This window comes from Stenotrophomonas rhizophila, assembly GCF_003651185.1.
In the GTDB taxonomy this organism is placed as follows: Bacteria; Pseudomonadota; Gammaproteobacteria; order Xanthomonadales; family Xanthomonadaceae; genus Stenotrophomonas; species Stenotrophomonas maltophilia_Z.
This window is the reverse complement of the sequence record NZ_RCDC01000005.1, coordinates 40,390-65,853: the sequence shown is the minus strand read 5'-3', so window position 1 is coordinate 65,853 and position 25,464 is coordinate 40,390. Positions and strand designations below refer to the sequence as shown.

The 25,464-nt window shown below is 67.9% G+C and carries 22 protein-coding genes; 8 read left to right on the top strand and 14 right to left on the bottom strand.

Going from position 1 to position 25,464, the window contains the following annotated elements; translation table 11 throughout:
• Nucleotides 1-53 precede the first annotated feature (53 nt).
• Entirely contained in the window at nt 54-1,886 is a 1,833-nt protein-coding gene (smrA, locus tag BCL79_RS11905) for a multidrug efflux ABC transporter SmrA (protein ID WP_121041442.1), read from the bottom strand.
• Between the two features lie 89 nt (nt 1,887-1,975).
• Nucleotides 1,976-3,553, bottom strand: coding sequence for a serine hydrolase (locus BCL79_RS11900; RefSeq protein ID WP_121041439.1), 1,578 nt, complete (start codon nt 3,551-3,553; stop codon nt 1,976-1,978).
• 111 nt (nt 3,554-3,664) lie between these two features.
• On the opposite strand from BCL79_RS11900, the gene BCL79_RS11895 reads away from it, so the two are divergent.
• The gene (locus BCL79_RS11895) at nt 3,665-4,102 is read left to right on the top strand and encodes a VOC family protein (RefSeq protein ID WP_121041437.1); all 438 of its coding nucleotides are present in this window, start codon (nt 3,665-3,667) and stop codon (nt 4,100-4,102) included.
• Complete coding sequence (locus tag BCL79_RS11890) at nt 4,099-4,917, top strand: DUF72 domain-containing protein (RefSeq protein WP_121041435.1); 819 nt, start codon at nt 4,099-4,101, stop codon at nt 4,915-4,917. The genes BCL79_RS11895 and BCL79_RS11890 overlap by 4 nt, the downstream gene beginning before the upstream one ends.
• Nucleotides 4,918-4,921: 4 nt before the next feature.
• Here BCL79_RS11890 and BCL79_RS11885 read toward each other — a convergent pair whose 3' ends face one another.
• Nucleotides 4,922-5,578 (bottom strand): Pr6Pr family membrane protein, encoded by a 657-nt coding sequence (locus tag BCL79_RS11885; RefSeq protein WP_121041433.1) that lies wholly within the window; start codon nt 5,576-5,578, stop codon nt 4,922-4,924.
• A gap of 78 nt (nt 5,579-5,656) precedes the next feature.
• Between BCL79_RS11885 and BCL79_RS11880 the strand changes: the two genes are divergently transcribed.
• Nucleotides 5,657-6,604 (top strand): DMT family transporter, encoded by a 948-nt coding sequence (locus tag BCL79_RS11880; RefSeq protein ID WP_121041431.1) that lies wholly within the window; start codon nt 5,657-5,659, stop codon nt 6,602-6,604.
• 52 nt (nt 6,605-6,656) lie between these two features.
• Here the strand turns inward: BCL79_RS11880 and BCL79_RS11875 are convergent, their stop codons facing one another.
• From BCL79_RS11875 to BCL79_RS11855, 5 genes are all read right to left on the bottom strand, one after another.
• Nucleotides 6,657-7,727: a GGDEF domain-containing protein gene (locus BCL79_RS11875; protein ID WP_121041429.1), complete on the bottom strand. Its 1,071-nt coding sequence runs from the start codon at nt 7,725-7,727 to the stop codon at nt 6,657-6,659.
• 68 nt (nt 7,728-7,795) lie between these two features.
• The gene (locus tag BCL79_RS11870) at nt 7,796-8,518 is read right to left on the bottom strand and encodes a pseudouridine synthase (RefSeq protein ID WP_121041427.1); all 723 of its coding nucleotides are present in this window, start codon (nt 8,516-8,518) and stop codon (nt 7,796-7,798) included.
• A 56-nt stretch (nt 8,519-8,574) separates the two neighbouring features.
• Nucleotides 8,575-10,209, bottom strand: a complete 1,635-nt coding sequence (locus BCL79_RS11865) for a sensor domain-containing diguanylate cyclase (protein ID WP_121041425.1) — start codon at nt 10,207-10,209, stop codon at nt 8,575-8,577.
• Between the two features lie 102 nt (nt 10,210-10,311).
• Entirely contained in the window at nt 10,312-12,741 is a 2,430-nt protein-coding gene (locus BCL79_RS11860) for a putative bifunctional diguanylate cyclase/phosphodiesterase (protein ID WP_121041423.1), read from the bottom strand.
• 174 nt (nt 12,742-12,915) lie between these two features.
• Complete coding sequence (locus BCL79_RS11855; RefSeq protein WP_121041421.1) at nt 12,916-14,868, bottom strand: DEAD/DEAH box helicase; 1,953 nt, start codon at nt 14,866-14,868, stop codon at nt 12,916-12,918.
• 267 nt (nt 14,869-15,135) lie between these two features.
• On the opposite strand from BCL79_RS11855, the gene BCL79_RS11850 reads away from it, so the two are divergent.
• Entirely contained in the window at nt 15,136-15,366 is a 231-nt protein-coding gene (locus BCL79_RS11850) for an RNA-binding S4 domain-containing protein (protein ID WP_019184435.1), read from the top strand.
• 15 nt (nt 15,367-15,381) lie between these two features.
• Here BCL79_RS11850 and ubiM read toward each other — a convergent pair whose 3' ends face one another.
• The 4 genes from ubiM to BCL79_RS11830 form a co-directional block, all read right to left on the bottom strand.
• Nucleotides 15,382-16,566, bottom strand: coding sequence for a 5-demethoxyubiquinol-8 5-hydroxylase UbiM (ubiM, locus tag BCL79_RS11845; RefSeq protein WP_121041419.1), 1,185 nt, complete (start codon nt 16,564-16,566; stop codon nt 15,382-15,384).
• 89 nt (nt 16,567-16,655) lie between these two features.
• The gene (locus BCL79_RS11840; RefSeq protein ID WP_121041417.1) at nt 16,656-17,045 is read right to left on the bottom strand and encodes an MAPEG family protein; all 390 of its coding nucleotides are present in this window, start codon (nt 17,043-17,045) and stop codon (nt 16,656-16,658) included.
• Between the two features lie 18 nt (nt 17,046-17,063).
• Complete coding sequence (locus tag BCL79_RS11835; RefSeq protein WP_121041415.1) at nt 17,064-17,597, bottom strand: DUF4019 domain-containing protein; 534 nt, start codon at nt 17,595-17,597, stop codon at nt 17,064-17,066.
• Between the two features lie 61 nt (nt 17,598-17,658).
• Nucleotides 17,659-18,801 carry a hypothetical protein gene (locus tag BCL79_RS11830; protein ID WP_193222759.1) on the bottom strand — a complete coding sequence of 381 codons (1,143 nt, stop codon included), beginning with the start codon at nt 18,799-18,801 and terminating at the stop codon, nt 17,659-17,661.
• Between the two features lie 176 nt (nt 18,802-18,977).
• Here BCL79_RS11830 and BCL79_RS11825 point away from each other — a divergent pair, with 176 nt between their 5' ends.
• From BCL79_RS11825 to BCL79_RS11815, 3 genes are all read left to right on the top strand, one after another.
• Nucleotides 18,978-20,444, top strand: coding sequence for a DNA-3-methyladenine glycosylase 2 (locus BCL79_RS11825; protein ID WP_121041411.1), 1,467 nt, complete (start codon nt 18,978-18,980; stop codon nt 20,442-20,444).
• Nucleotides 20,441-20,932, top strand: a complete 492-nt coding sequence (locus BCL79_RS11820; protein ID WP_121041409.1) for a methylated-DNA--[protein]-cysteine S-methyltransferase — start codon at nt 20,441-20,443, stop codon at nt 20,930-20,932. Before BCL79_RS11825 ends, BCL79_RS11820 begins: the two co-directional genes overlap by 4 nt.
• A 75-nt stretch (nt 20,933-21,007) precedes the next feature.
• On the top strand, nt 21,008-22,270 hold the full coding sequence (locus BCL79_RS11815) for an ectonucleotide pyrophosphatase/phosphodiesterase (protein ID WP_121041407.1): 1,263 nt from the start codon (nt 21,008-21,010) through the stop codon (nt 22,268-22,270).
• Nucleotides 22,271-22,340: 70 nt separating this feature from the next.
• On the opposite strand, the gene BCL79_RS11810 is transcribed toward BCL79_RS11815, so the two are convergent.
• Both BCL79_RS11810 and BCL79_RS11805 read right to left on the bottom strand, forming a co-directional pair.
• A complete protein-coding gene (locus tag BCL79_RS11810) occupies nt 22,341-22,523 on the bottom strand; it encodes a 30S ribosomal protein THX (protein ID WP_019184443.1) in 183 nt (60 codons plus the stop codon).
• A gap of 118 nt (nt 22,524-22,641) precedes the next feature.
• Nucleotides 22,642-23,055 carry a MerC domain-containing protein gene (locus BCL79_RS11805; protein ID WP_121041406.1) on the bottom strand — a complete coding sequence of 138 codons (414 nt, stop codon included), beginning with the start codon at nt 23,053-23,055 and terminating at the stop codon, nt 22,642-22,644.
• 159 nt (nt 23,056-23,214) lie between these two features.
• On the opposite strand from BCL79_RS11805, the gene BCL79_RS11800 reads away from it, so the two are divergent.
• Nucleotides 23,215-25,410 carry a TonB-dependent receptor gene (locus tag BCL79_RS11800; protein WP_121041405.1) on the top strand — a complete coding sequence of 732 codons (2,196 nt, stop codon included), beginning with the start codon at nt 23,215-23,217 and terminating at the stop codon, nt 25,408-25,410.
• The last annotated feature ends 54 nt before the right edge of the window (nt 25,411-25,464 follow it).

The window sequence follows — 25,464 nt, the reverse complement described above, 5'->3', positions numbered from 1 at the left end:
CGGCCCGGGGTGACCCGGGCCGTTTCTTTTCTGCGGGACGGGCATGACGCGACTTACGCGTCGGCAGCCACGAAGCCCCCGGTCTGCCGTGCCCACAGCCGCGCATACAACCCGCCGGCCGTGATCAGCTCGGCGTGCGTGCCGGTTTCCACGATGCGGCCCTGATCCATCACCACCAGCCGGTCCATGCGCGCGATCGTGGACAAGCGGTGCGCGATCGCGATCACCGTCTTGCCGGTCATCAATTCATCCAGGTTGTCCTGGATCGCCGCTTCCACTTCCGAATCCAGTGCAGAGGTTGCCTCGTCCAGTACCAGGATCGGAGCGTCCTTGAGCAGCACCCGCGCGATCGCGATGCGCTGGCGCTGGCCACCGGACAGCTTTACCCCGCGCTCGCCGACATGCGCGTCGTAACCACGGCGCCCTTCCCCATCGACCAGCGTATCGATGAAGGCCGAGGCGCGTGCCTTGGCCACCGCGGCATGCAGCTGCTCCTCAGTTGCATCCGGACGCCCGTACAGCAGGTTGTCGCGGATCGAGCGGTGCAGCAGCGAGGTGTCCTGGGTGACCACGCCGATCTGCCGGCGCAGGCTTTCCTGGGTGACCCCGGCGATGTCCTGCCCATCGATGCGGATCTGCCCGCTTTCCAGGTCGTACAGCCGCAGCAGCACATTGACCAGGGTCGACTTGCCGGCACCCGAGGGACCCACCAGACCGATCTTCTCACCGGGCTTCACCTGCAGGTCCAAGCCGGCGATCACGCCTCCGCGTTTGCCGTAATGGAAATGGATGTGATCGAAATGCACGCCGCCCTGGCTGACCACCAACGGCACGGCATCGGCGCGGTCCTGCACCGTCAGCGGCTGGGAGATGGTGGTGATGCCGTCCTGCACCGTGCCGATATCTTCGAAGATGCCGTTGATCGTCCACATGATCCAGCCGGACATGTTGTGGATGCGGATCACCAGGCCGGTGGCCAGGGTGATCGCACCGACGCTGATGTGGCCGCCGTTCCACAACCACAGCGCCAGGCCGCAGGTGCCCACGATCAGGAAGCCGTTGACGATGGCGATGGTGACTTCCAGCCCGGTGGTGACCCGGGTCTGGCCGCGGTGCTTGGTGGCCAGTTCGTCGATCGCCTCGGCCACGTAGGCCTGCTCGCGCCCGCCATGGGCGAACAGCTTCAGCGTGGGCACGTTGGTGTAACCATCCACGATGCGGCCCATCGCTTTGGAGCGCGCTTCGGAGGCGATCCACGCACGCTCTTTCGCCCGCGGCACGAAGTACCACATGATCACCGCGTACCCGGCCATCCACAGCCCCAGCGGGATCATCAGCCGCCAGTCCGCCTGCGCGAACAGGTACAGCGCAGTACCGGTGTAGACGATGATGTACCAGAGCGAATCGACCATCTGCACGGCCGATTCGCGCAGCGAGGTGCCGGTCTGCATCACCCGGTTGGCCATGCTGCCGGCGAAATCGTTCTGGAAGAAGCTCAGGCTCTGCCGCACCACATAGTTGTGCATCAACCAGCGCGAGCGGTTGCTCAGGCCCGGTACGATCGCCTGGTTCACCAGCAGGCTGTGCAGCGAGACCAGCAGCGGCCGCGCGATCAGGGTGATGCCGGCCATCCACATCAATGTATTCGCATGCCGGGCGAAGAAATCGCTGCCGGGCTGCTCGGCGACCATGTCCACGATGCGGCCAAGGAAATCGAACATCGCCACTTCGACCAGCGCCAACAGCAGGCCGGCGATCAGCGTGGCCAGCAGCACCGGCCACACCGGGCGTAGATAGTGGATATAGAACGGCACCACCTTGCGCGGTGGCATGCGCGCATCGATCGGCGGGAAAACCGGAATCAGCGATTCGAACCAGCGGAACATCGCAGTGCACCGAAAACAAAACAGGCCGCGATTATCCCACCGCGGCCTGCTGTTTTACTCTCACCTCCCTCACACGCCGGCGACGGGGTTCAGCCCTTGGCCTCCGGCGCGATCGGCGTCAGCAGCAGGTCCTGGAAATCGAAGCTGAAATCGGTCAGCGAAGATGCCGCCTGCATGCGGACCTCGCGGACCTTGCCGTCCGGATCGAGACTGAAATTCACGAACGCATCGGCGTTGAGTGACCGGTCGTCCCAGCGCACCAGGAAGGTATCGTGCTGCCAATGTTCCAGCGTGCCGATCAACTGCGCGGTCTTGCCAAAGCGCAGGCGCAGTTTGCCGCCCTGCTGCCCAACGAATACGTCGCCGTACCACGCGTCGCGGTAGCCGCCTGCATAGCGTGCCAGCGGCAGCGACGGCTTGGATGTCGCATCGCGTGCGGCCAGGTGCTTGGCCCAGCCCTCGTCCGCCTTCTCCTGCGACTTGGCCACGGCGGCCGCATAGGCGGCGACCCAGTCGGTGGCCGGTGCCTGCAGATAGGCATCCAGCGCTTCCATCGTGATCGCGTTGAAGGCCGCGCCCACTTCCTGGTTGGTCAACACCACGATGCCCAGCTTCTGCGCCGGCACCAGGGTCACGCGCGAGACCATCCCGGGCCAGCCGCCGGTGTGCCAGACCAGCTTCTGGCCCCGGTAATCGCTCAGGCTCCAGCCCTCGCCATAGCCGGCGAAGTTCGGCCGTGCCGCCGCCAGCTGCGGCACGCTCGGCTCAGGCACCACCTGCGGGGTGATCATCTGCCACATCGCCTGCTGGGCCTTGGCGGTGAACAGCGGCTTCCCGTTCTCCAGCGTGCCCTGGGCCAGCTGCACGTTCATCCAGCGCGCCATGTCGTGCACGCTGGAATAGATGCCGCCGGCGCCGGCGTTGTTGGACCAGGTCAGCGGCGCGACGGTGCGCAGCTGGCTGAAATCATACTTGGCGTGCCCCACTGCAGCGTTGTCGCCGGGCTGCAGATGATCGGCGTTGTAGCGGGTGCCTTGCATGCCCACCGGGGTGAAGATGTGCTGCTGCAGGAAGTCCGCATAGGTCTGCCCGGACACCTGTTCGATCACCTGCTGGGCGACCGCGTAGAGAATGTTGTCGTAGGCATAGCGATCACGGAAGCCCGCCTTCAACGGCACCTTGCCCAGCCGCTGCACCACCTCTTTGTTGCTGTAGGAGGTGGTCGGCCAGAACAGCAGGTCGCCCGCGCCCAGGCTCAGGCCACTGCGGTGCGACAGCAGATCGCGGATGCGCATTTCGCCGGTCACGTACGGATCGGACATGCGGAAGCCGGGCAGATGATCGATCACGCGATCGTCCATCTTCAGCTTGCCCTGCTCGGCCAGCAGATTCAGCGAGGTGGCGGTGAACGCCTTGGTATTGGAGGCGATCGCAAACAGCGTATCGGCCTGCACCGGGTCCGGCTTGCCCAGCTCGCGCACCCCGTAGCCGCGCTCCATCACCACCTTGCCATCCTTGACCACCGCCACGGCGATGCCGGGGATGTCGAACTCGCTGCGGGCGCGTTCGATGGTGGCGTCCAGCCGCTGCAGTTCGGCCGGCACGGCGGCCGATGCCAAGGGTGCGCATGCCAGCAGCACGGCGCCTCCGATCCAGGATGTATTCAAGCAGTGTCTCCGGTTGCGTGTGGCGGGGGCGTCGAGGGTGCCGATGCCCCGGTTTCGCACGATGGTAACGCGGCCCGGATCAGGCTCGCCTGTGCCAGAAGGAGGCCCGCCATGACCGCGCCCGCCGAGACCATCGCCACCGTCATTCCCTGCCTGCGCTACCGCGATGCGCACGCCGCCATTGCCTGGCTGCAGCGCGCGTTCGGCTTCCAGAAACAGGCGGTCTACGCCGATGGCGATACCGTTCACCACGCCCAGCTGGTCTACGGCCACGGCATGATCATGCTCGGCTCGGTCGACAACGACAGTGAGTGGGGCCGCTACAGCGTCCACCCGGACGAGGTCGGCGGTCGCCAGACCCAGAGCGCCTGCGTGATCGTCGCCGATCCGGATGCGCATCATGCGCGCGCCGTTGCCGCCGGCGCGCAGATCGTCATGGACATCGCCGACCAGCCCTATGGCGGCCGCGGCTATGCCTGCCGCGATCTGGAAGGCTACCTGTGGTGGTTCGGCAGCTACGACCCATGGGTCGACCCGGACGGCGCATGAGCGCTGCGGCCGGCTCCATCCGCACGGGTATCGGTGGCTGGGTCTTCCCGGCGTGGCGCGGCGGCACGTTCTATCCGGCTGGATTGCCGCAGCGCGAAGAACTGGCCTACGCCAGCCAGCAGTTGGGCTGCATCGAGATCAACAGCACGTTCTACCGCGCGCAGAAGCCGGCCATCTATGCCCAGTGGCGCGCGCAGACGCCCGAGGGCTTCCGTTTCTCGGCCAAGGCGCCACGCACGATCACCCAGACCCATGACCTGACCACGGTGGGCGAACGTGCCGAACGTTTCATCGAGGGCATCCGCGTTCTGGAGGACCGGCTGGGGCCACTGATCTGGCAGTTCGGCGACAGCCATCCCGCCGGTGCGGCCGAATTCGATCGGTTCCTGGGCATGCTGCCACGCAAGGTCGACGGCCACCGCCTGCAGCACGCACTGGAGGTGCGCAACCCCGCGGCGTGGACGCCGGCGCTGCTGACCGCTGCCCGTGCGCACGGTGCCGCGCTGGTGTTCAGTGGCTCGGATGAGCACCCCAGTTTCGCCGACCCCACCGCCGACTTCATCTATGCGCGATTGATGCACTCACGCGCGAACCTGCGTGCCGGCTACCCGGCACGGGCGCTGGAACAGTGGTGCCTGCGTGCGATGCGCTGGGCCCGCGGCGAAGACAATCCGGACCTGCCCCACCTGGCTGCCGAACTCCCCGCGCAGCCACCGCGCGAGGTATATGTGCTGTTCATCGGTGCGGCCAAACAGCGCAATCCCGGCGCGGCGATGGCGCTGCGCGATCAGCTGGAGCTGCTCGGCGGCAGCTGATGCGCTACCGGTTCCGGCGGCGCGCGGCCAAGGCTCCATCCAGCCACCACAGCAGCGCACCGCACACGACGAATACCACCCCCACGGACAGCGCATTGCGCGCGACCAGCGCGATGCCCAGCGCGCGCAGGTCCAGGAAGGGATACGGGTACTGCCCACTGAGCCGCCCGACCAGCAGGGCCCAGCCGAGGTAGACCGTCGGGAACGCCAGTGCGCTGAGCAACCCACGCCTATGCAGGCCGCCATGCGGCCCGGCCAGCCAGCCAAGCAGATACAGCACCGGCACCGCGTAATGCAGACCCGTATCGGCCCACCACTGTGCGCCCTGCGGGTCCCACAACGGAGCCAGGAGGGTCACGTAGATCAACCCGGTGATGCCGATGAACAGCGCCACCGCCGCGCGTGGGACCGGGCCGGCCAGCCCGTCACGGCGGCCGCGGGCCAGTGCCAGGCAGACGGCGGCAACGCCGATGTTGCTCAGGATGGTGAAGTAGCCCAGGTAGCGCAGCGTCGCGTCCGCAGCACCCAGGCCCGGTGTGTCGAGCAGCAACGTGTACTGCAGCAGCAGTGCCGCCACGGCGATCACCGCAGTGAGGCCGGCCAAGGTGCGAAGGGTGCGGGGCAGTCCGGCGGGGACAGGGGCGATAGGCAGGCGTGTCATCGCTGCAGAATGCCACGACCCCGCGCTGGATCGCGTGGAAAGCATCCTTCGCGGCGCGGCGTGTCGCACAATAGGCGGATGCCGATGACCGATACCCGCAGAGCCCTGCTGCAAATCCATTTCTGTGTGCTGCTGTGGGGCGTCACCGCCATCCTTGGCAAGCTGATCACCCTGCCCGCGCTACCGCTGGTGTGGTGGCGCATGTTGCTGGTGGTGGCGATGCTGGCCCTGGTGCCGCGCGTGTGGCGCGGGCTGCGCCAGCTGTCGCCGCGGCTGGTGGCCGGCTACTGCGGTGTGGGCGCGCTGGTCGCGCTGCACTGGCTCACGTTCTATGGCGCGGTCAAGCTGGCCAATGCCTCGGTGGCGGCCACCTGCATCGCGCTGGCGCCGGTGTTCACCGCGGTGATCGAGCCCTGGGTGGCCAAGCGCCCCTTCCAGTTCCGTGAGCTGGCCTTCGGGATCCTGGTCCTGCCGGGCGTCGCGCTGGTGGTGGGCGGCGTGCCCGATGGCATGCGCCTGGGCGTGCTGATCGGCGCGCTGTCGGCGCTGCTGGTGGCGATCTTCGGCTCACTCAACAAGCGCCTGGTCAGCCATGCCGACCCGCTCACCGTGACCGCGCTGGAACTCGGTGCGGGCACGCTCACCCTGACCCTGCTGGCGCCGGTACTGCCCTTCCTGCTGCCCGCCCTGGCCAGCGACCTGTGGGTGATCCCGGACCTGCACGACGGCCTGCTGCTGTTGACCCTGGCCGGGCTGTGCACGCTGCTGCCGTTCGCGCTCGCGCTGGTCGCGCTGCGCCACATCAGCGCCTACACGTCGCAGCTGGTGACCAATCTTGAGCCGGTCTACGCCATCCTGCTGGCGATGGTGCTGCTCAGCGAGCAACGGGAGCTGACCCCGCTGTTCTATGCCGGCGTGGCGATCATCGTCGGGGCGGTGTTCCTGCACCCGCTGCTCAACCGCCGCCGGAAGGTGCAGCACCCGGAACTGATGGCGACGTCCGAGGCACGCAACATCGCCGATTGAGCGGGCGTACCCGCCAACACCCGGTCCCTGCCGCGGATACGACCCGTGCACATCAGTCGGCGCGGATGACCCGGTTGCGCCCCTCGCCCTTTGCCCGGTACAGCGCCGCATCGGCGCGGGCCAGGGTCTGCTCGATAGCATCACCGGGACGGTGCGCGGCCACCCCGATGCTGATCGTCAACGGCAGGCCCAGCGGCAGATCGGCTACCGCCATGCGCAGGAAATCGCACTGCAGCTCTGCCGTGGCCAACGGCGTGTCGGGCATCAGCACCACGAACTCTTCGCCGCCATAGCGCGCGGCCAGGCCATGCCCGGCGAAATGCGCGCGCAGCAGGCGGGCCAGTTCGGCCAGCACGTGATCGCCGGTGGCATGACCGTACAGATCGTTGACGGTCTTGAAGTGGTCGATGTCGAGCAGCGCCACCGCGGTCGCGCGCGGGTGACCCTCGGCATCCACCACCGCCGCCTCCAGCGCGGTGCTCATCGCGCGGCGGTTGGGCAGGCCGGTGAGCGGATCGGTGCGGCTCTGTTCGGCCAGATCGGCGTTCTGCTGTTCCAGCAGTTCGTTGTACTCGGCCAGACGCTGCTCGTACCAGGCGCGATCGGTCATGTGCTGCTGTATTTCATGCGCGTACCGGCGCAGCTCCATCACCAGCGAAACCTGCCGCGACAGCGCCGACAGGGCATCGCGCTGGCCGGGGCTGAGCTGCCCGGGGGCGGCATCGAACACGCACAGCGTGCCCAAGGGCAGGCCGTCACTGCTCAGCAGCGGCGCGCCCGCATAAAAACGGATATGCGGCTCATCGACCACGATCGGGTTGTCGACAAAGCGTGGGTCGGTTCGCGCATCCTCGACCACCATCACCTGGTCCGGCTGCAGGATGGCGTGACCGCAGAAGGAGATGTCCCGGGTGGTTTCGGGTGCGTCCAGCAGCTGCCGCGCCTTGAACCACTGGCGGTCCTGGTCGACCAGGGTCACCGCGCCCATGTGGGTGCCGCACAGCGCGGTGGCGATCGTGACCAGATCATCAAAGGACCGCTCGCGCGGCGTATCCAGGATCTGATACCGCTGCAGCGCCAGCAGGCGCTGTGCTTCGTTGTCCGGCTTGGACGGCTTGATCATCGTGGCAGGCGGTGGCGTGTGCCGGATCAGTCTAGCCCGGGTACGGCGTCACGGCGTGACGCACAGCATCACCAGTCCAGCTGTTTGGGCAGCAGGCCGTTGAGCTCGGCATCGGTGAGATTGCGCCACTGCCCCGGCTTGAGCGCACCGAGTTTGATGTTGTCGATGCGCACGCGGCGCAGCTGGGTGACCCGGAAGCCGAACGCGGCCGCCATCAGGCGGATCTGCCGGTTCAAGCCCTGCTGCAGCGTGATCCGGAACCCGAACTTGGCCAGCTTGCTGGTCCGGCACGGCAGCGTGACCTCATCGCGGATGCGCACGCCGCGGGCCATGCCACGCAGGAACTCGTCGGTGACGGCCTTGTTGACCGCCACCATGTATTCCTTCTGGTGCCCGTTCTCGGCGCGCAGGATCTGGTTGACGATGTTGCCGTTGCTGGTCAGCAGGATCAGGCCTTCGGAATCCTTGTCCAGGCGGCCGATCGGGAAGATGCGCTGTTCGTGGCCGACGAACTCCACGATGTTGCCCTTGACCGAACTTTCGGTGGTGCAGGTGATGCCCACCGGCTTGTTCAGCGCGATATAGACATGCTTGCGGCCGCCGGCCTTCTTCGCTTCGCGCGCGCGCAGCGGCTGGCCGTCGACCAGCACCACGTCCTGTTCGCCCACCACCGCACCGGTACCGGCCGGATGGCCATTGACGGTGACGCGGCGTTCGCCGATCAGGCGGTCGGCTTCGCGCCGGGAACAGAAGCCGGTGTCGGCGATATGCTTGTTGAGTCGGGTTGTCATCGGCCCATTATCGGGCAAAAGGCGGTCGCTGCTGCGTTTTTCCGCGTGCCGGCGGTTCAGGCCGGCAGCGGATCGCCGGCGGTCGTGGTGCGCTCGCCGTCATGGATCTGGTTGCGACCGTTGCGCTTGGCGCAATACATGGCGTGGTCGGCCCGGCGCAGCAGCCCGGCCAGGTCGTCGCTGCCCGGCTTGAGCACGGCCAGGCCGATGCTGGCCGAGACCGTCAGGCCGGCAATGCCAAGTGCCTGGGTGACGGCCGCCACCTGCTGGCGCACCGTCTCCAGCCGCGCCACCGCGGCGGCATGGCCGGCGCCGGGCAGCAGCACCAGGAATTCTTCACCGCCCATCCGGATCACATCGTCGTGATTGCGCACCGAACCGCGCAGCGCGCGCGCCACCGCGACCAGCACCTGATCGCCGACGTCGTGGCCGAACTGATCGTTGATGTCCTTGAACAGATCGATATCCAGGAAGCCGATCGCCAGTGCGTGCGGTTCCTGGCGCGCCCGTTCCAGGTATTCGGCGAGCAGGCGCAGGCCGGCGCGGCGATTGGGCAGGCCGGTCAGCATGTCGGTATCGGCGAGCTGGCGCATTTCATCGCGCTGGCGGCGCAGCCGGCCCAGCCGCAGGTTCAGGGCATAGGCGGCCATCATCAGGAACCAGGTCGCCGACAGCTGCAACGCTTCGATCCGATAGGCCACCAGCCACTGCGCATCCAGCGCATCGGCCCCGATCATGATCCACCAGGGGGCCAGCGCGGCCAGCCCCGGCAGTGCATGCGCATCGCGCTGCCACAGCCCCCACAGGCCTGCGCCGAGGCACAGCGTGCAGGCCCCCAGGAAACTCCACTCCAGTACGAGCGCCACGATGCCCAGCCCGGTCAGCCCCCACAGCGGCACACTCAGGCCGAGCGCGATCAGCCCCCAGAGCACGAGGTGCTGCGCCGGGCGCGAGCGTGGCCACCGCCGGTCGCCGCCATTGAGCCGCCACAGGATCGGCAGCAGCAGCGCCTGGCTGAACGCAGTGAGTGCGATCAGCCACCAGGAGGCACGGTCCTGCACCGGCAACCACGGCTCGGGATAGCCACTCAGCCCACCAAGGACCGCCTGCCAGAGCACGAACACCAGACAGGCACCCACATACACCAGGAACGAGCGGTCGCGGGTGGTGGCCCAGCCCATCAGCGCCGACAGCGCCAGGGCGATCGCCACCGCGATGCACGCCGCGCGCATCAGCAGCCGGGCGGTGTCGTTCTGCTGCACCGGGCTGGGGGCGCCGAGCTGGATGGTCGGCACCCAGCGGTCCTTCAGCGGGCGGGTCCAGGACACCACGATCGGTTCGTGATCGCCGGCCTCGGGCACCACCACCAGCCCGACCCCCGCACGGAAGCGCGAATCACGGGTCCGCGCATCGTGCATGCTGCCGCAGATCTCGCGGTCGCCGTGGCTGATGCGGACCTCGCCGGTGAGCACGCCGAACACATCCACGGCCTGGGGCTTGCCCGACCAGCCGGCGGCCGGCGCCGGAATCGACAGCACTTCCTGGTGGCGTGCCAGCACATCCGGCGTACAGGCGCGCTGCGGTGTCACCTCATCGGTGGCCCCACCCAGCAACAGGAAGTCCTGCCCCACGCGCGGCGCGGCCTGCAGGCTCCAGGGCAACAGCCACAGCAGCACCAGCGCAAGCGCCATCCACCCGATTGAATACCCGCCCCCGTTGCTCACACCTGCGCCCTGCCCGCCCGTGTTCGTCCGCGCACACCGTGTCCGCAACCGTCGGCGGCGATTATCGCATCATGGCACGCCCCGCCAGGCCTCGGAGGGCCGGCCCGCGCCCACCGGCCGTATCGCCAGCTGGGTCATCCGCTCCAGCGGAATCGGCCGTTCGATCGCATACCCCTGCAGGCCCTCCACGCCCATCTGGGCCAGCTGATCGGCGACCACCGCCGATTCCACCCATTCGGCCACCACCATCATGTGCAGCTCGCGGCCGACCTCGGTGATCGCCCGCACGGCGGCACGGTTGACCGGATCCAGGTTCATGTCGCGCACGAATACGCCGTCGATCTTGAGCATGTCCGCCGGCAGTTGCCGCAGGTAGCCGAACGAGGACAGCCCCGAGCCGAAATCGTCCAGCGCCATGCGGCAGCCACGCGCTTTCACCGCGTCGATGAAGGCGCGTGCCTGATCCAGGTTGCTGACCGCCGCGGTCTCGGTGATTTCAAAGCACAGCTTGCGCGCCAGGCCGCGGTTGCGTTCGAGCAGATCGGTGACGAAGGCCAGGAAGCTCGGCTCGGCGATCGACTGCGCGGACACGTTGACGTTGCACAGGCCCAGCTGCTGCACATGGCTCGGGCACACCTGCAGGTGCCGGAACAGCAGGGACAGCACATGCCGGTCCAGTGCCATGCCCATGCCGTATCGCTCCACCGCGCCCATGAACTCGGCCGGCCCCTGCAGCGCGCCTTCCGGGCTGCGCATGCGCACCAGCACTTCGTAATGCAGGAACTCCGGATCGCCGACCCGCTCGATGCGCTGTGCATACAACAGCATGCGGTTCTCGGCCATCGCGCTGGAGACATTGGCCAACCGCTCCGCTTCGCGCCGCCGTTCATCCAGTGCCATGCGGCTCTCGTTGTAGCAGTGCACCCGGTTGCGGCCGGCCTCCTTGGCCGCGTAGCAGGCACTATCGGCGGCGCTCATCAACCAGTTCACATCCGGCGCATCCGGGCTGATCTCAACCACCCCGATGCTGCAGCTCACCCGGGGTGCGCCGTCGCCCTGCTGGATGCTGACCTGGCCAAGCGTGCGCACCACCCGCTGCAGCACCTGCTTGGCTTCATCCTGCCCGGCATTGGCCAGGAACAAGGCGAACTCGTCGCCCCCCAGGCGGCCGACCCAGTCGCCATCACGCACCGCCCCCACCAGGTAATCGGCGAAGCTGCGCAGCAGCTGATCGCCGGCAGCGTGGCCGAGCCCGTCGTTGACCAGCTTGAAGTAGTCCAGATCGATGTAGCACAGCGAGTGGGTGCCGCCCTCGGCCCGTACCGCCACCAGCGCCTGTTCGAGCAGCCGCTCGATCTCGCGGCGGTTGATCAGCCCGGTCAGCGGGTCGTGACTGGCGTGGTGCTCCACCTCGCGTGCCAGGGCATGGTTCTGCGAAACATCTTCCACCAGCGCGAACACCGCCGGCGCCCGCGCCCGGGTGTGCACCACGGTACCGCTCCAGCGCCCCCACATCAGGCTGCCGTCAGCGCGCAGGAAGCGCAGCTCGCCCGGGCGCAACTGGCGCGGCCAGTCGATCCGGCCGCGCTCGTCCAGGATCAGCTCGCCCTCCACCAGCAGATCGGCCAGCGACAGACTGAGCAGGGCCTCGCGGCGCTGGCCCAGGATATCGGCCATGGCCTGGTTGGCCTCCATGATGCCGCCGTCCTCATCCAGCTTGAGCATGCCCACCGTGGCCTGGTAGAACGCGGCGCGGAAGCGGCTCTCCTGTTCGGTCAGGTCGTTGCGCACGCGGCGCGCCAGCAGCACCGCGACCAGGGTGATCGCCAGCACCGACAGGCCACCGACGATGAAGGTCGTCATGCGCACCATCGCCGCGGTGTGCAGCAACGCGCTGGAGAACGCACGCGCCTGGTTCTGCATGCCCACATCCAGCGCCTGCACCCGGCGCAGCAGGGCCTGCTGCACCGCCGGTGTCAGTGTGCCGGCGGCATGCCCGGCCTGGACCCGGTCGGTGATGGCCACCAGTTGCAGCAGATCGTCATCGGTGTCGCGCCACAGGCGTACCGCATCGCGGAAATACGGCTGATCGCGCAGGTAGCGATACGAGAGAATCAAACGGTTGATGTCGCCACGGGCGTTGCCGCCTTCAATGAAGCCCTGGCGTGCTGCGGCGATGTCCGGGTCGGCCTGCTCGAGGGCACGGCGGGCGGTGAGGTCGCCCAGTGGCACCCGCAGCGCCTGCCGGGTCGCGCCCAGGTCAACGGCATCACCCGAGGCGATGTACCGCGACAGCGCGTGAGTGGCCTGCTGCTGGCCGCGCGACCAGTGGCTCTGGCCCATGATCCATGCCGTCGAGGCGGCCTGCAGCTCCTGGATCACCGCGGAAATCCCGACCAGGCCGATGGCCATGCCGGTCAACAACACAAAGCGCAGGGTCAGCCCCCGCATCGAATACGGTATCGCGGTGCCGCCACTCTCCCTGCGACCTCCAGACATCGCCGATCCCCCCGGGGCTGCGGATGTGGAAACTCATTCCATTGGAGCATGGTCCAATCCGCAGGCTAGGGCCAGCACTGTTGAGACGGTGCGAAACCGGCGGACCGGGACGCGGAGGCCGGATACGACGACGCCAGCCCGGAGGCTGGCGTCGCGTTGATCACCCCGGGGCGATCAGAAGTTGCGCGGACCGCGCGGCTTGAAGCCGTCACGACGCGGCGGGCGGTCGTTGCCGCCCGGGCCGCTGCGCGGGCCACCCGGACCGCCCGGACCACGCGGCTTGCCCTGGCCGAACTTCGGCTTGAACGGCGGACGCGCGGACGGGGTCAGGTCTTCACCCGGCTCGACCTTGCGCATCTGAAGCTGCTGGCCCGAGACCCACACCTTCTTCAGGTGGGTCAGCAGGTCCTGCGGCATTTCGGCCGGCAGGTCCAGCACCGAGAAGTCGTCATGGATGTCGATGCGGCCGATGAAACGGCTTTCCAGGCCAGCTTCGTTGGCGATCGCGCCGACGATGTTGCCCGGCTTCACGCCGTGGACGTGGCCCACTTCGATGCGGAAGGTTTCCATGCCCGGCTCGGCGGCACCGCGCGGGGCGATGTCACGGCGCGGGGCGCGCTCGGCGCCGCCTTCGCTGTTGCCGAAGTCGCCTTCCGGACGCGGCGGGCGCGGGCCACGGTCGTCTTCACGGCGCGGACCCCGCTCGAAGCGCGGCTCGAAACGGGCCGGGCGCTCGCCACGGTCGTTGCTGCGCTCGTTGCGCTGATGCGGGGCACGCTCTTCACGGGCACCACGGACCGGCGGGGTCAGCAGGAACGGCGAATCGCCCTGCAACAGCTTGGCCAGCGCGGCGGCGATCTCGATCGCCGGCACGTTCTTCTCGCCTTCCAGGCGCTGCAGCAGGTCGCGGTAGAACTCGGTGCCACCGGCATCGAGCACATCGCTGATGCGGCTCATGAACTTGGTGATGCGGGTGTCGTTGACCGCGTCCACGCTCGGCAGCTGCATCTCTTCGATGGGCTGGCGGGTGGCGCGCTCGATGGCACGCAGCATGCCCTTTTCGCGCGGGGTGGCGAACAGGATCGCGTCACCGGTGCGGCCGGCACGGCCGGTACGGCCGATGCGGTGCACATAGCTTTCGGTGTCGTACGGGATGTCGTAGTTCAGCACGTGGCTGATGCGCTCCACGTCCAGACCACGGGCGGCCACGTCGGTGGCGACCAGGATGTCCAGCTTGCCTTCCTTGAGCATGCCGATGGTGCGCTCGCGCTGGGCCTGCTGCATGTCGCCGTTGATGGCGGCCGCGGCCAGGCCGCGCGCCTGCAGCTTCTCGGCCAACTCTTCAGTGGCTGCCTTGGTACGCGAGAAGATGATCATCGCGTCGAACGGTTCCACTTCCAGGATACGGGTCAGCGCGTCCAGCTTGTGCATGCCGCTCACCCACCAGTAACGCTGGCGGATGTTGGCCGAGGTCGTCGTCTTGCTGACGATGGTGACTTCGGCCGGGTTCTTCAGGTAGGTCTGCGCGATGCGGCGGATCTGCGACGGCATGGTGGCCGAGAACAGGGCGACCTGGCGGGTCTCCGGCAGCTTCTTCAGCACGGCTTCGACGTCGTCGATGAAGCCCATGCGCAGCATTTCGTCGGCTTCGTCGAGCACCAGCGTCTTCAGCTCGGACAGATCCAGGGTGCCGCGCTCGAGGTGATCGATCACGCGGCCCGGGGTGCCGACGATGACGTGCACGCCACGACGCAGGGCCGACAACTGCTGGCCATAGGGCTGGCCGCCGTACACCGGCAGGACGCGGAAGCCGGGGATGCCGGAGGAATAGGTCTGGAACGCCTCGGCGACCTGGATGGCCAGTTCGCGGGTGGGCGCCAGCACCAGCACCTGCGGCTTGGTCTGGTTGAAATCGAGGTTGGACAGCACCGGCAGCGCGAAGGCGGCGGTCTTGCCGGTACCGGTCTGGGCCTGGCCGAGCACGTCACGGCCTTCCAGCATCGCCGGAATGGTGGCGGCCTGGATCGGCGAAGGGGTTTCGTAACCGACGGTGGCGACGGCCTGCATCACAGCGTCGGACAGGCCGAGATCTGCAAACAGCAGCGGCGCGGGGGATTCTTGGGACATGGGAAACTCCGAAACACCGCCGTTCTAGAGGGCAGTGAGATAAAAAAGGGGGATGGTCCGCGCTTTGGGCGCCCTTTCTTATCGCGTGCCCTGGCGCTGCTCGGTCGGAGGAGAATTCACTCACTCAGGGGGCGATGATACCGCATCGTTCCTGAACAACGTATACAGATTCCCGGATGGATGCCGTTGCGCCGCCGGCTGGCGCACAATACGCGCCCTTTCCCGGCCCGGCCCCACGTCCGCGCCTCTTCCCAGGATACCCGCTCCATGCAGACCCTCGAATTTGAACTGGACCGCGACTACGTCGAGCTCAAGCAGCTGCTCAAGCTGGCCGACCTGGTCACCAGCGGCGGCGAGGCCAAGACCGTGATCGGCGACGGCCAGGTACTGGTCGATGGTGAAGTGGAACTGCGCAAGGCATGCAAGATCCGCGCGGGCCAGCAGGTACAGTTCGCCGACACGGTCATTCACGTGATCGCCGACAGCGACGCGCCCTGATCTTCCCGGCCGGACTCAGCGCAGTGTATCGCGCTGGGTCAGATGGGCGGTGATCAGCTGGCGGAACGGGGCCACCCCGTGCGCCAGCCGCAGTCCGGCCCGGCGCAGCAGCCGCGCCGGCAGGCGGTCATCGGTGTACAGCGAAGCGATCGCATTGGTCGCCTCGTAAAGCGGCCGCGAGGCCAGCCGGTGCCCACGCTCGTAAGCGGCCAGCCCGGCGGGTGCGGCGATGTCGCGTCCCTGCCCTGCGGCCTTGCGCAGGAGCCCGGCCAGTCGATGCTGGCTCTGCAACCCCAGATTGAAGCCATGCGCGGTGACCGGATGCATGCCGACGGCGGCATCGCCGATCAACGCACAGCGATCGCCGGCGAACGCGTTGGCATACACCCCCACGAGGGGATACGCCACCGGCGTGGCCACCGGCCGCATCGCGCCCAGCCGATGCTCGAAAAAGCCACTGATGCTGCGGCCGAAGTCGGCCTCATCCTGGCCCATCAAGGCCGCGATCTGACGGGGCGGCAGCGTGATGACGGCCGAGGCCTGGTCGCCATTGAGGGGCAGCAGGGCCATCGTGCGCCCATACCCGAACCACTCCCAGGCGGTGTGCTGGTGCGGCACCTCGATCTGCATGCGGCAGACCAGCATGGATTTGCCGAAATCACGCAGCTGCGCGCCAATCCCCAGCAGGCGGCGGGTGGAGGAGAAGCGGCTGTCGGCAGCGACCACCAGCCGCGCGGCCAGCTGGCGGCCATCGGCCAGGGTCACCACGCTGTGGGCCGGGCCCGGGCTCACGGCCGTGACGCTGGCCTGGTCCAGGATTTCCAGACCGGCCTGGCCCTGCACGCTCTGCCAGGCGGCGCGACGGATCAGATGGTTGGGCACCAGCCAGCCGAGGTCGTCCCCGGTGCGCTGGTGCGCGGCGAAGGTCAGCGCGAACGGCGAGCCGCCATCCATCACCTTGGCATCGCGCAACGGGGAAATCTCGGCGGGATCCAGCTGCGCCCACAGACCCAGCGATGCCAGGATCTGGCGGGAGGCATGGGTCAGCGCGATCTCACGGCCGTCGAAGGCGGCCTGCGCCAACGCGGCACGCGGCTGCTGTTCGACCAGGGTGACGCTCAGGCCGGTATCGGCCAGCGCGCGCGCGAAGCACAGCCCGGTCGGGCCGGCGCCCACCACCACCACATCCACTGACTGCATGATCCCATCCTGCCGTTGCGTGTCCAGCGCAGCTTAACGCCGCAGCGCCGGCGCCGTCCTTGATCTGGATCAGGCGCGCCAGCGCGGGTTCACAGCAACGCCCACAGCAGCATCACGATGCCCAGCAGCGACACCAGCCACACCAGGCTGCGCACGTAAGGCACGCCGGCGGCGTACAGCGGCAGATAGATCAGCCGCGCCCAGAAGTACAGCTGCACGGCCACGGCCGTCATCCCGTCCTGGCGCTGGGTCAGCACCACCGCCAGCACCGCGGCGGCGAAGAACGGGAAGGTTTCCATGAAGTTGCTCTGCGCCCGCTGCAGGCGGCCAGCCAGCGGACTCGGCGCCGGCATCGGCTGATCGCGCGCGGAGGCATTCCAGCCGATCCCGCGCTCGCGGGTGATCAACGTGGAAGGCGCAAACACGTGCACGAGGCCGAGCACCATCGACCACACCAGCATCTGGATCTCGATACTCATCTGCGCAGTCTCCGGCGATCAGGGGGTGGCGGCACGCACGCTGTAACCGGCCAGGCGCCAGACGCGGTCTTCGTCGAACCGGAAGGACACCAGTTCGCGCACCGGCTGGGCACTGTTGGCAAAGCGCGTGGGGAAACTGACGTTGATGTACAGGCCTTCCGGGACGGTCGCCCCGGCGGCGTACTTGACCCGGGTCACCACCGGCTGGCCGCGCGAGGCCAATGCACCGAGGCGCTGGCGGTCGGCGGTGAGCTGGCTGACAAAGGCCTGCTCGGTCACTGACTTCTTCGCCACGGCCGAAGCGCCTTTCCATGCCTCGCCGGCACGGTTGGCATCGACCAGCTTCGCGACCTGCAATGCAGCAGCGGTCATTTCCGCATCCTGCTTCTGCACCTGCGCCTGCTGCGCCGGGCTGAGTGCCGGGCGGGCGGCAGGGGCGGCGGCAGGCGCGGCGCGCGCCGGGGCCGGTGCAGGCGTGGCCGGCGGCGGTGGCGTCTGGGCCAGCGCGGCGAAAGGCAGCAGAGCGGACAACAGCAGCAGCGGAACACGCATCAGGACACCGTTGGCTGGAAGGAACTGCGCTCCAGTCTACGGGAAGGGCGTGAGTCCTCCGTCAGTTGCGCTCGGCCGCCTCGGCCGGCGCCGGCCGGGCATCGCCCAGCGTCTGCTCCACGGCATCCGGCTGACCCGGCGCGGTGGTGGCCGGCAGCAGCGTGGAGACATCGATCTCCGACAGCGGGCTCTCGTCCGGACAGGTTTCATCCGGGAAACCGAAGCGCTGCTTCAGAGCCTGCCCACAGCTGTTGACGGCCTCCAATTCACTGCCTTCGCGCTTGCACTCCTGATCGAAAGCGACCAGGAACGCGTCCTTGCGGCGGACGAACGCATCGCCGCATTTGCGCATCTGCTTGATCCGTTCCAGGTCATCCTGCACCGCGTTGGTGCCATCCAGCCCGAACTGACGCAGCTCCTCGGCGGTGAGCAGGCGCAGGCTGCGGTTGGGCACGGTCATCATCAGATCGGCTACGCCCACGGCCACGCCGTTGCGCTGCAGGTAATCCTTGACGTTGTCGTACACCTCATGGAGTTCGCGGTTGAGCTCGGCACGCGAGGTGGCCTTGGAGCTGATCCGCATCATGCGGTGGATGCCGACCTTGCCCGATACCAGCCGGTTGTCGCCGGCAGCCAGCACGAACACGCAGGCGCTGTGGCAGACCGAGCCTTCGCGCACCCAGATGGTCCAGTTGGATTCGCCGATGCGATCCCCCGCCACGATGGCGGCTTCGACCTGGCCACCACTGGAATCCAGATCAAGGATGCGCCGGGAAATACGCTGCGCATCGGCGACCACGGCCAGCCGCGCGACCAGCTCGGAGAAACCGGGATTGATCTTGCCCACATAGCGCACGCGCAGCAGGCCACGTTCGGCGCACGGCTGCAGCGCGGCATCGATGCTGGCCCGATCAAGCGCCTCCAGCGGCGCACCATCGCCCGCGTCGCCGGCATAGTCGGTATCGCAGCTGATCCACGCCTTGCCGTTTTCCAGGGCCGCGTCCGGCCAGCGCAGGTCACCGCGCTTGGGCGCGGGCGGTGGCGGTGGCGGCGCATCGGCCGCGTTGATCGAGACCATGTGGTCGCCATCGGCGGTCTGTGCCCGCACGGCCTTGTCGGCGGCGGTGACATTGCCCGGGTTTTCCAGCTGGCTGCAACCGGCCAGACCCAGACACAACAACGGCAACCACCACGACTTGAGCAACATGGACAACCCGGAATCCTTGCGAGGGGGAATGCGCGGCAAAACCAGCGCAGAGGCACAGTCTAGTGCGCGACCGCCACGGCGCGGCAACCTGTCCTGAACCGGGCGACCCGGGGCTGGCATTGGCGTCCGAAAATGGCGAGCCAGCCCTGCTCACCGGGCATAGACTGGCCCCCATGGAGACCGCCCTGCCCCTGGACCACGCCGCCTGCGAAAGTGCCCGCCTTGCCCGCGATGCGCGCTTTGACGGGGTGTTCTTCACTGCCGTGCGCAGTACCGGCATCTACTGCCGACCGGTCTGCCCGGCACCGGCGCCGAAGCCGTCCAACGTCACTTACTACCCCACGGCTGCCGCAGCCGCGGCCGCGGGTTTTCGTCCCTGCCTGCGCTGCCGCCCCGAGTTGGCCCCCGAGGCGCAGGACGCACTCAACAATGAAACGCTGCAGCGCGCGCTCGCCCTGATCCACGATGGCTATCTGCAGGACCAGCCGGTCGCCGATCTGGCCACCCACGTCGGCTTGAGCGCCCGCCAGCTGCAGCGCCTGTTCGTGGCCCGGCTCGGTGCGGCGCCGGCGCAGATCCACGCCACCCGCCGGCTGTTGTTGGCCAAGCAACTGCTCACCGAAACCGCCTTGCCGGTCACCGATGTCGCGATGGCCTCGGGGTACAACAGCCTGCGCCGTTTCAACGCGGCCTTTCTGGATGGCTGCGGGATGCCCCCGACCGCGATCCGCCGCCAGCGCGGCACGCTGACCGAGGGCGCACTGACCCTGCGCCTGGGCTACCGGCCGCCGCTGGATTTCACCGCGATGCTCGGCTTCCTGCGCCGCCGCGCCATTCCCGGCATCGAGCAGATCGACACGGACAGCTACCAGCGCGTGATCGGGCCGCCCGAGCGCCCCTCACTGCTGCGCGTGACCGCCGATCCACGGCGCCCGGAGCTGTTGCTGCACCTGGGCCAGGTCGATCCGCGTGCGATTCCGGGCATCGTGCGCCGCGTACGCCGCATCTTCGATCTCGATGCCGACCTGCGCATGGTGCACGCGACGCTGGCGCAGGAACCACTGCTGGCCACGGGTATCGCACAACGCCCCGGGCTGCGCGTACCCGGCGGCTGGGATGGCTTTGAAGTGGCCGTGCGCGCGGTGCTTGGCCAACAGGTCAGCGTGGCGGCCGCCGCCACGCTGGCACGCCGGGTGGTGGACCGCTTCGGCGCCACCCTGGAGGGCATGCCGGAGGGACTGGACCGTCAGTTCCCCTTGCCGGAGGTGCTGGCACAGGCATCGCTGGAAACCATCGGGCTGCCGCGCACCCGCGCGGCCACCGTGCGTGCGGTTGCGCAGGCGGTGGTCGATGGGCGGCTCGATTTCCGCGCCGGCCAGTCGCTGGCTGGTTTCGTGGCGCGCTGCGTCGCCTTGCCCGGCATCGGCCCATGGACCGCGCATTACATGGCACTGCGTGCGCTGGCGCTGCCCGATGCGTTCCCGGCCGGCGATCTGGTGCTGCAGCAGGTGCTCGGTGGTGATACGCGACTGAGCGAACGCGCCACCGAGGCCCGCTCGCAGCCGTGGCGACCGTGGCGTGCCTACGCCGTTCTGCATCTGTGGCATCTGGCCACACCGTCTTCGGGAGTTACCTCATGACCCTGCTCTACGACACCTTCGACAGCCCGATCGGCGCGCTCACCGTGGCCGGTGACAGCCAGGGCATCCACCACATCCTGTTCGAGAACAACCGTTACGACGCCAAAGGGCGCGAACACTGGCAACGCGACGCCCATGCCCTGCGGGACGCACGCGGACAACTGCTGGAGTACCTGCGCGGTGAGCGCGTGCGCTTCGATCTCCCGCTTGCCCCATACGGCACGCCGTTCCAGCTGCGGGTGTGGAAGGCGCTGGCCGATATTCCGTTCGGCCAGACCTGGAGTTACGTGGCACTGGCGCGGCACATCAACCACCCCACCGCCAGCCGCGCGGTCGGTGCCGCCAATGGCCGCAATCCACTGCCGATCGTGCTGCCCTGCCACCGCGTGATCGGCAGCAGTGGTGCGCTCACCGGCTTCGGTGGTGGCCTGGAAGCCAAGGCTGCGCTGCTGCAACTGGAAGCACGGCACGATTCGCTGTTCGCGTAACCGGGCATACGCCGTGGGGTGGCGTATGCCATCGGTTGTCTTCGACGCGTCACCGCCACGCACTATCATGTCGTGATGATTTCCGTCCGCCTTCCACTGGCGCTTGCCGCCGCTCTTTCGCTGGCCGCGTGCGCCACCGCACCCTCCACTCCACCTGACGCCGTCGCGGCGACTGCTGTCCCGACGGCACCAGCCACTACGCCCAAACTGTTGCTGGTCTCCATCGACGGCCTGCGTGCGGACATGCTCGACCGCGGCCTCAGCCCCAACCTGTCGCGGATCATCGCCGGCGGCGTGCGTGCGGACTGGATGACGCCCTCATACCCGGCGCTGACCTTCCCCAACCACTACACGATCGTGACCGGGCTGCGTCCGGACCACCACGGCATCATCCACAACAGCATGGAAGAAGCCGAACTGGGCAGCTTCCGCCTCCATCTGCGCGAGGCCGTCACCGATGCCCGTTGGTGGGGTGGCGAACCGATCTGGGTGGGCGCTGAAAAAGCCGGCGTGCATACCGCGACCCTGTCCTGGCCCGGCAGCGAAGCGGCCATCCAGGGCGTGCGGCCCAGCCAATGGCGGGTGTACGACAGCACGGTGACCCTGCCTGACCGTGTCGATCAGGTGTTGAGCTGGCTCGGCCAGACCGACGCGCAGGCACCACGCCTGGTCACCCTGTACATGGAACAGGTGGATCACGCCGGGCATGACCACGGCCCGGAGTCCTCCGAATACGCCGCCGCCATCGGCGAGGTCGACACCGCGATCGGCCGCCTGTTGGACGGGCTGCAGGCACGCGGTCTGGCCGACAGCACCAATCTCATCGTGGTGTCCGACCACGGCATGGCCAGCGTGCCCGAGGGCCAGGTCATCGCCACCGAAGACATGGTCGATCCGTCGATCGCCAAGGACGTATCGGTCGGCCAGTCAGTCGGCTTCGCGCCGTTGCCGGGCAAGCAACGCCAGGCCGAGAAGATCCTGCTCGGTGCGCACGCACACTACGACTGCTGGCGCCGCGAGGCCCTGCCGGCGCGCTGGGCATACGGCCGCCATCCGCGCATTCCGCCGATCCTGTGCCAGATGCACGAAGGCTGGGATGCGTTGACCCGCGACCGCATCGCCACACGCAAACCCGGCAACCGCGGTTCGCACGGTTACGACAACGCACTGCCCTCGATGCGCGCGGTGTTCATTGCCCGTGGGCCGTCATTCCAGCAGGGCAAGACCCTGCCTGGGTTCGACAACGTGGATGTCTATCCCCTGCTGACCCGTCTGCTGGGTGTCCCGGCCGCCCCCAACGATGGCGATCCGGACCGCCTGCTCCCCGCATTGCGCTGAGGCGATCCCGTCGCGCAGGCAAAAAAAAACGCGGCGCAAGCGCCGCGTTTTCATGACCCGCCTGGCTGGATCAGCCGGCCTTGGCCACCGCTTTCTTGGCAACGGCCTTCTTGGCCGGCGCCTTCGTCACGGTCTTCTTGGCAACCGGCGCAGCTGCGCCCACGGCCGCCTTGCTCACGACGTGCGAACGCGAATTGCCGTAGCTGGCATTGAAGCGCTTGCCCTTGGCGGTCTTGCGGTCACCCTTACCCATGTCGTAACTCCTTAGTCTGAATGCTGCGAAATCTGATTACCCCGTACTGACACGGGTTCGGCGGGGCCGCCCTCTCAGGCGCCCCCGCGCACGATCGGAAAGCCTACCATGCGCGCTCTCAATGAGCACAGCTGGCGTCATGGACGTGGCCGTGGTTCAGGCGCAGATTCACCAGATGGGCCACGCCAACCAGCACGCCGCCCAAGGTCATCACCACCGCATGCGGCACCGCCGAGTGGTGCAGCGGGCCGTACAACAGGCCCGCCCACAACGCGGTCAGGCCCGGGATCAGGAAGCCCAGCGCGCGCAGCGCGCCATGGCGGCGCCAGCCCCAGACCAGGCTGAACAGGCCCAGCAGGGTGACGAAACTCACCAGCGCCAGCTCCACGCCGTCACTCATCCAGACCGACAGACCCAGCGACGGCGCAGCCGCCAGCAGCACCGGGAGCACAGCGCAATGCACGGCGCACAGCAGCGAGCCGGTGGCACCGAAACGATCCAGCAGATGGCGAACACGAGCGAACAGGGGCATGACTTCCAGCAGGGTCGGCGAAGCGTTATGGAATAATATAACATCAATCCTGACGCGCACCCTTGCCTCCCCCCTGACTTCCCTTCCCCCCGTCCCGTTACGGGATTCGCGCGCCCCACCATTGATATATTGTAACAATTGACCGAAGGCCCTTGCCCTATGCGCTCCAGCTCCCTCCTGCTCAAACCCCACGCCCTGTCCCTGGCCCTTGCCGCCGCGATGCTGCCCTCGCTGGCCATGGCCGCCGATGATGCCGGCAACCACCGCGACCGCCACCTGACCGAGCTCTCCACCGTGAAGGTCACCGCCTCGCCGCTGCAGGGCGATGCCGAATCGCTGGCCCGCCCGGTGGATGTGCTGGCCGGTGAGCGCCTGGACGAGCAGAAGGCCGGCACCCTCGGCGACACCGTGGCCAAGCTGCCCGGCGTGCAGAGCACCTTCTTCGGCCCCGGCGTCGGCCGCCCGATCATCCGCGGCCAGGAAGGGCCACGCGTGGCAGTGCTGTCCAACGGCATGGGCAACATGGATGCCTCCACCGTCAGCGCCGACCATGCCACCAGCATCGAGCCGTTCCTGGCCGATCAGATCGAGGTCCTGAAGGGCCCGGCCACCCTGCTGTTCGGCAGCGGTGCGATCGGCGGCGCGGTCAACGTGGTCGACGGCCGCATCGCCCGCGAACTGCCGGACCGTCCGCTCAGCGGCCGCGCCGAACTGCGCGGCAACTCGGTCAACGACGAGCGCAGCGGCATGTTCCGCCTGGACGGTGTCAGCGGCAACGTGGTGCTGCATGTGGACGGTCTGGTCCGCAACGGCGATGACTACCGCATTCCCGGTTACGCGGTGATCGATGGCCTGGAAGATCACAGCGGCCACGATCACGAGGAAGGCGACACCGACGAACCGCGCCGCGGCCGTCTGGACAACAGTTCGGTCCGCACCCGCGCCGGCGGCGTCGGTGCCACATGGCTGGGCGACGAAGGCTACTTCGGTGTGTCTGCCAGCACCTACCGCACCAACTACGGCATTCCCAACGGGGCGCACGTGCATGCCGACGACGACCATGGTCATGACCACGATCACGACCATGGCGACGAGGAAGAAGGCGACGAGCATGACGTCCGCATCGACATGGTGCAGAACCGCTTCGAAGCCAAGGGCGGCATCTACCAGCCCACCTCGTTCCTGAAGAACATCAGCCTGCGCACCGCCTACACCGATTACGAGCACACCGAACTCGAAGCCGGCACGCCCGGCACGCGCTTCACCAACCGGGGCATCGAAGGCCGCCTGGAAGCCGTGCAGGAACAGATCGGCGGCTGGGATGGCGCCTTCGGCCTGCAGTTCGGCAACAGCGACTTCGGCGCCAAGGGCGAAGAAGCCTTCGTGCCGGATACGGCGACCAAGAACATCGGCCTGTTCCTATTGCAGGAAAAGCAGTTCGGCCCGTTCAAGCTGGAGCTCGGCGGCCGCCATGACCAGGTCAAGCTGGACCCGACCGGTGATTACCGCGCCCGCACGTTCGGCGCCACCAATCTCTCCGCCGCCGGTATCTGGACGCTCAACGACGCCGTCGACCTGCGCTTCGGCATCGACAGCTCCGAGCGCGCCCCGACCAACGAAGAGCTCTACGCCGCCGGCGCGCACATCGCCACCCGCTCGCTGGAGATCGGCGATGCGAACCTGAAGACCGAACGCGGCCAGCGCGTCGAGCTGGGCATCCACACCCACAGCGAGCGCGTCGATTTCTCCGCCTCCATCTACCAGACCAGGTTCAAGGACTTCATCTACCTGGCCGACACCGGCGTGGTCGAATCGCTGCCGGTCCGGCTGTGGACCCAGCGGGACGCCACCTTCAAGGGGGCCGAAGCCGAAGCGCTGTTCCATCTCTTTGAAGGCAACGCTGGCGATTGGGACCTGCGCGTGTTCGGCGATTACGTCAACGCCGAACTGGATGGCAGCGGCAGCCGCAGCGTCGACATCGCCGTCCCGCACGGCGACCACAACCACAACTACACGGTGGATCTGGCCAACACCGGCTACCTGCCACGCATCGCCCCGGGCCGGGTCGGCGCGGACCTGCGCTGGGCCAAGGATGGCTGGCGCGCCTCGGTCGGTGCCGTGCGCTACAGCAGCCAGAAGGACGTCGCCCAGAATGAAGAGCCGAGCAACGGCTACACCCTGGTCGATGCCCACGTCGCCTACCGCTGGGACCGGACCGACAGCAACAGCTACGAAGTCTTCCTTGACGGCAGCAACCTGACCAACCGCGAGGTCCGCCCGCACACCTCCCTGCTGCGCGACTACTCCCCGCTGCCGGGCCGCGGCGTGGCATTCGGGATCCGCGCGTACTTCTGATCGATTCACTGGGTGGTTGCTTGACCCGAGGGGGCCGAAAGGCCCCCTTTTTTT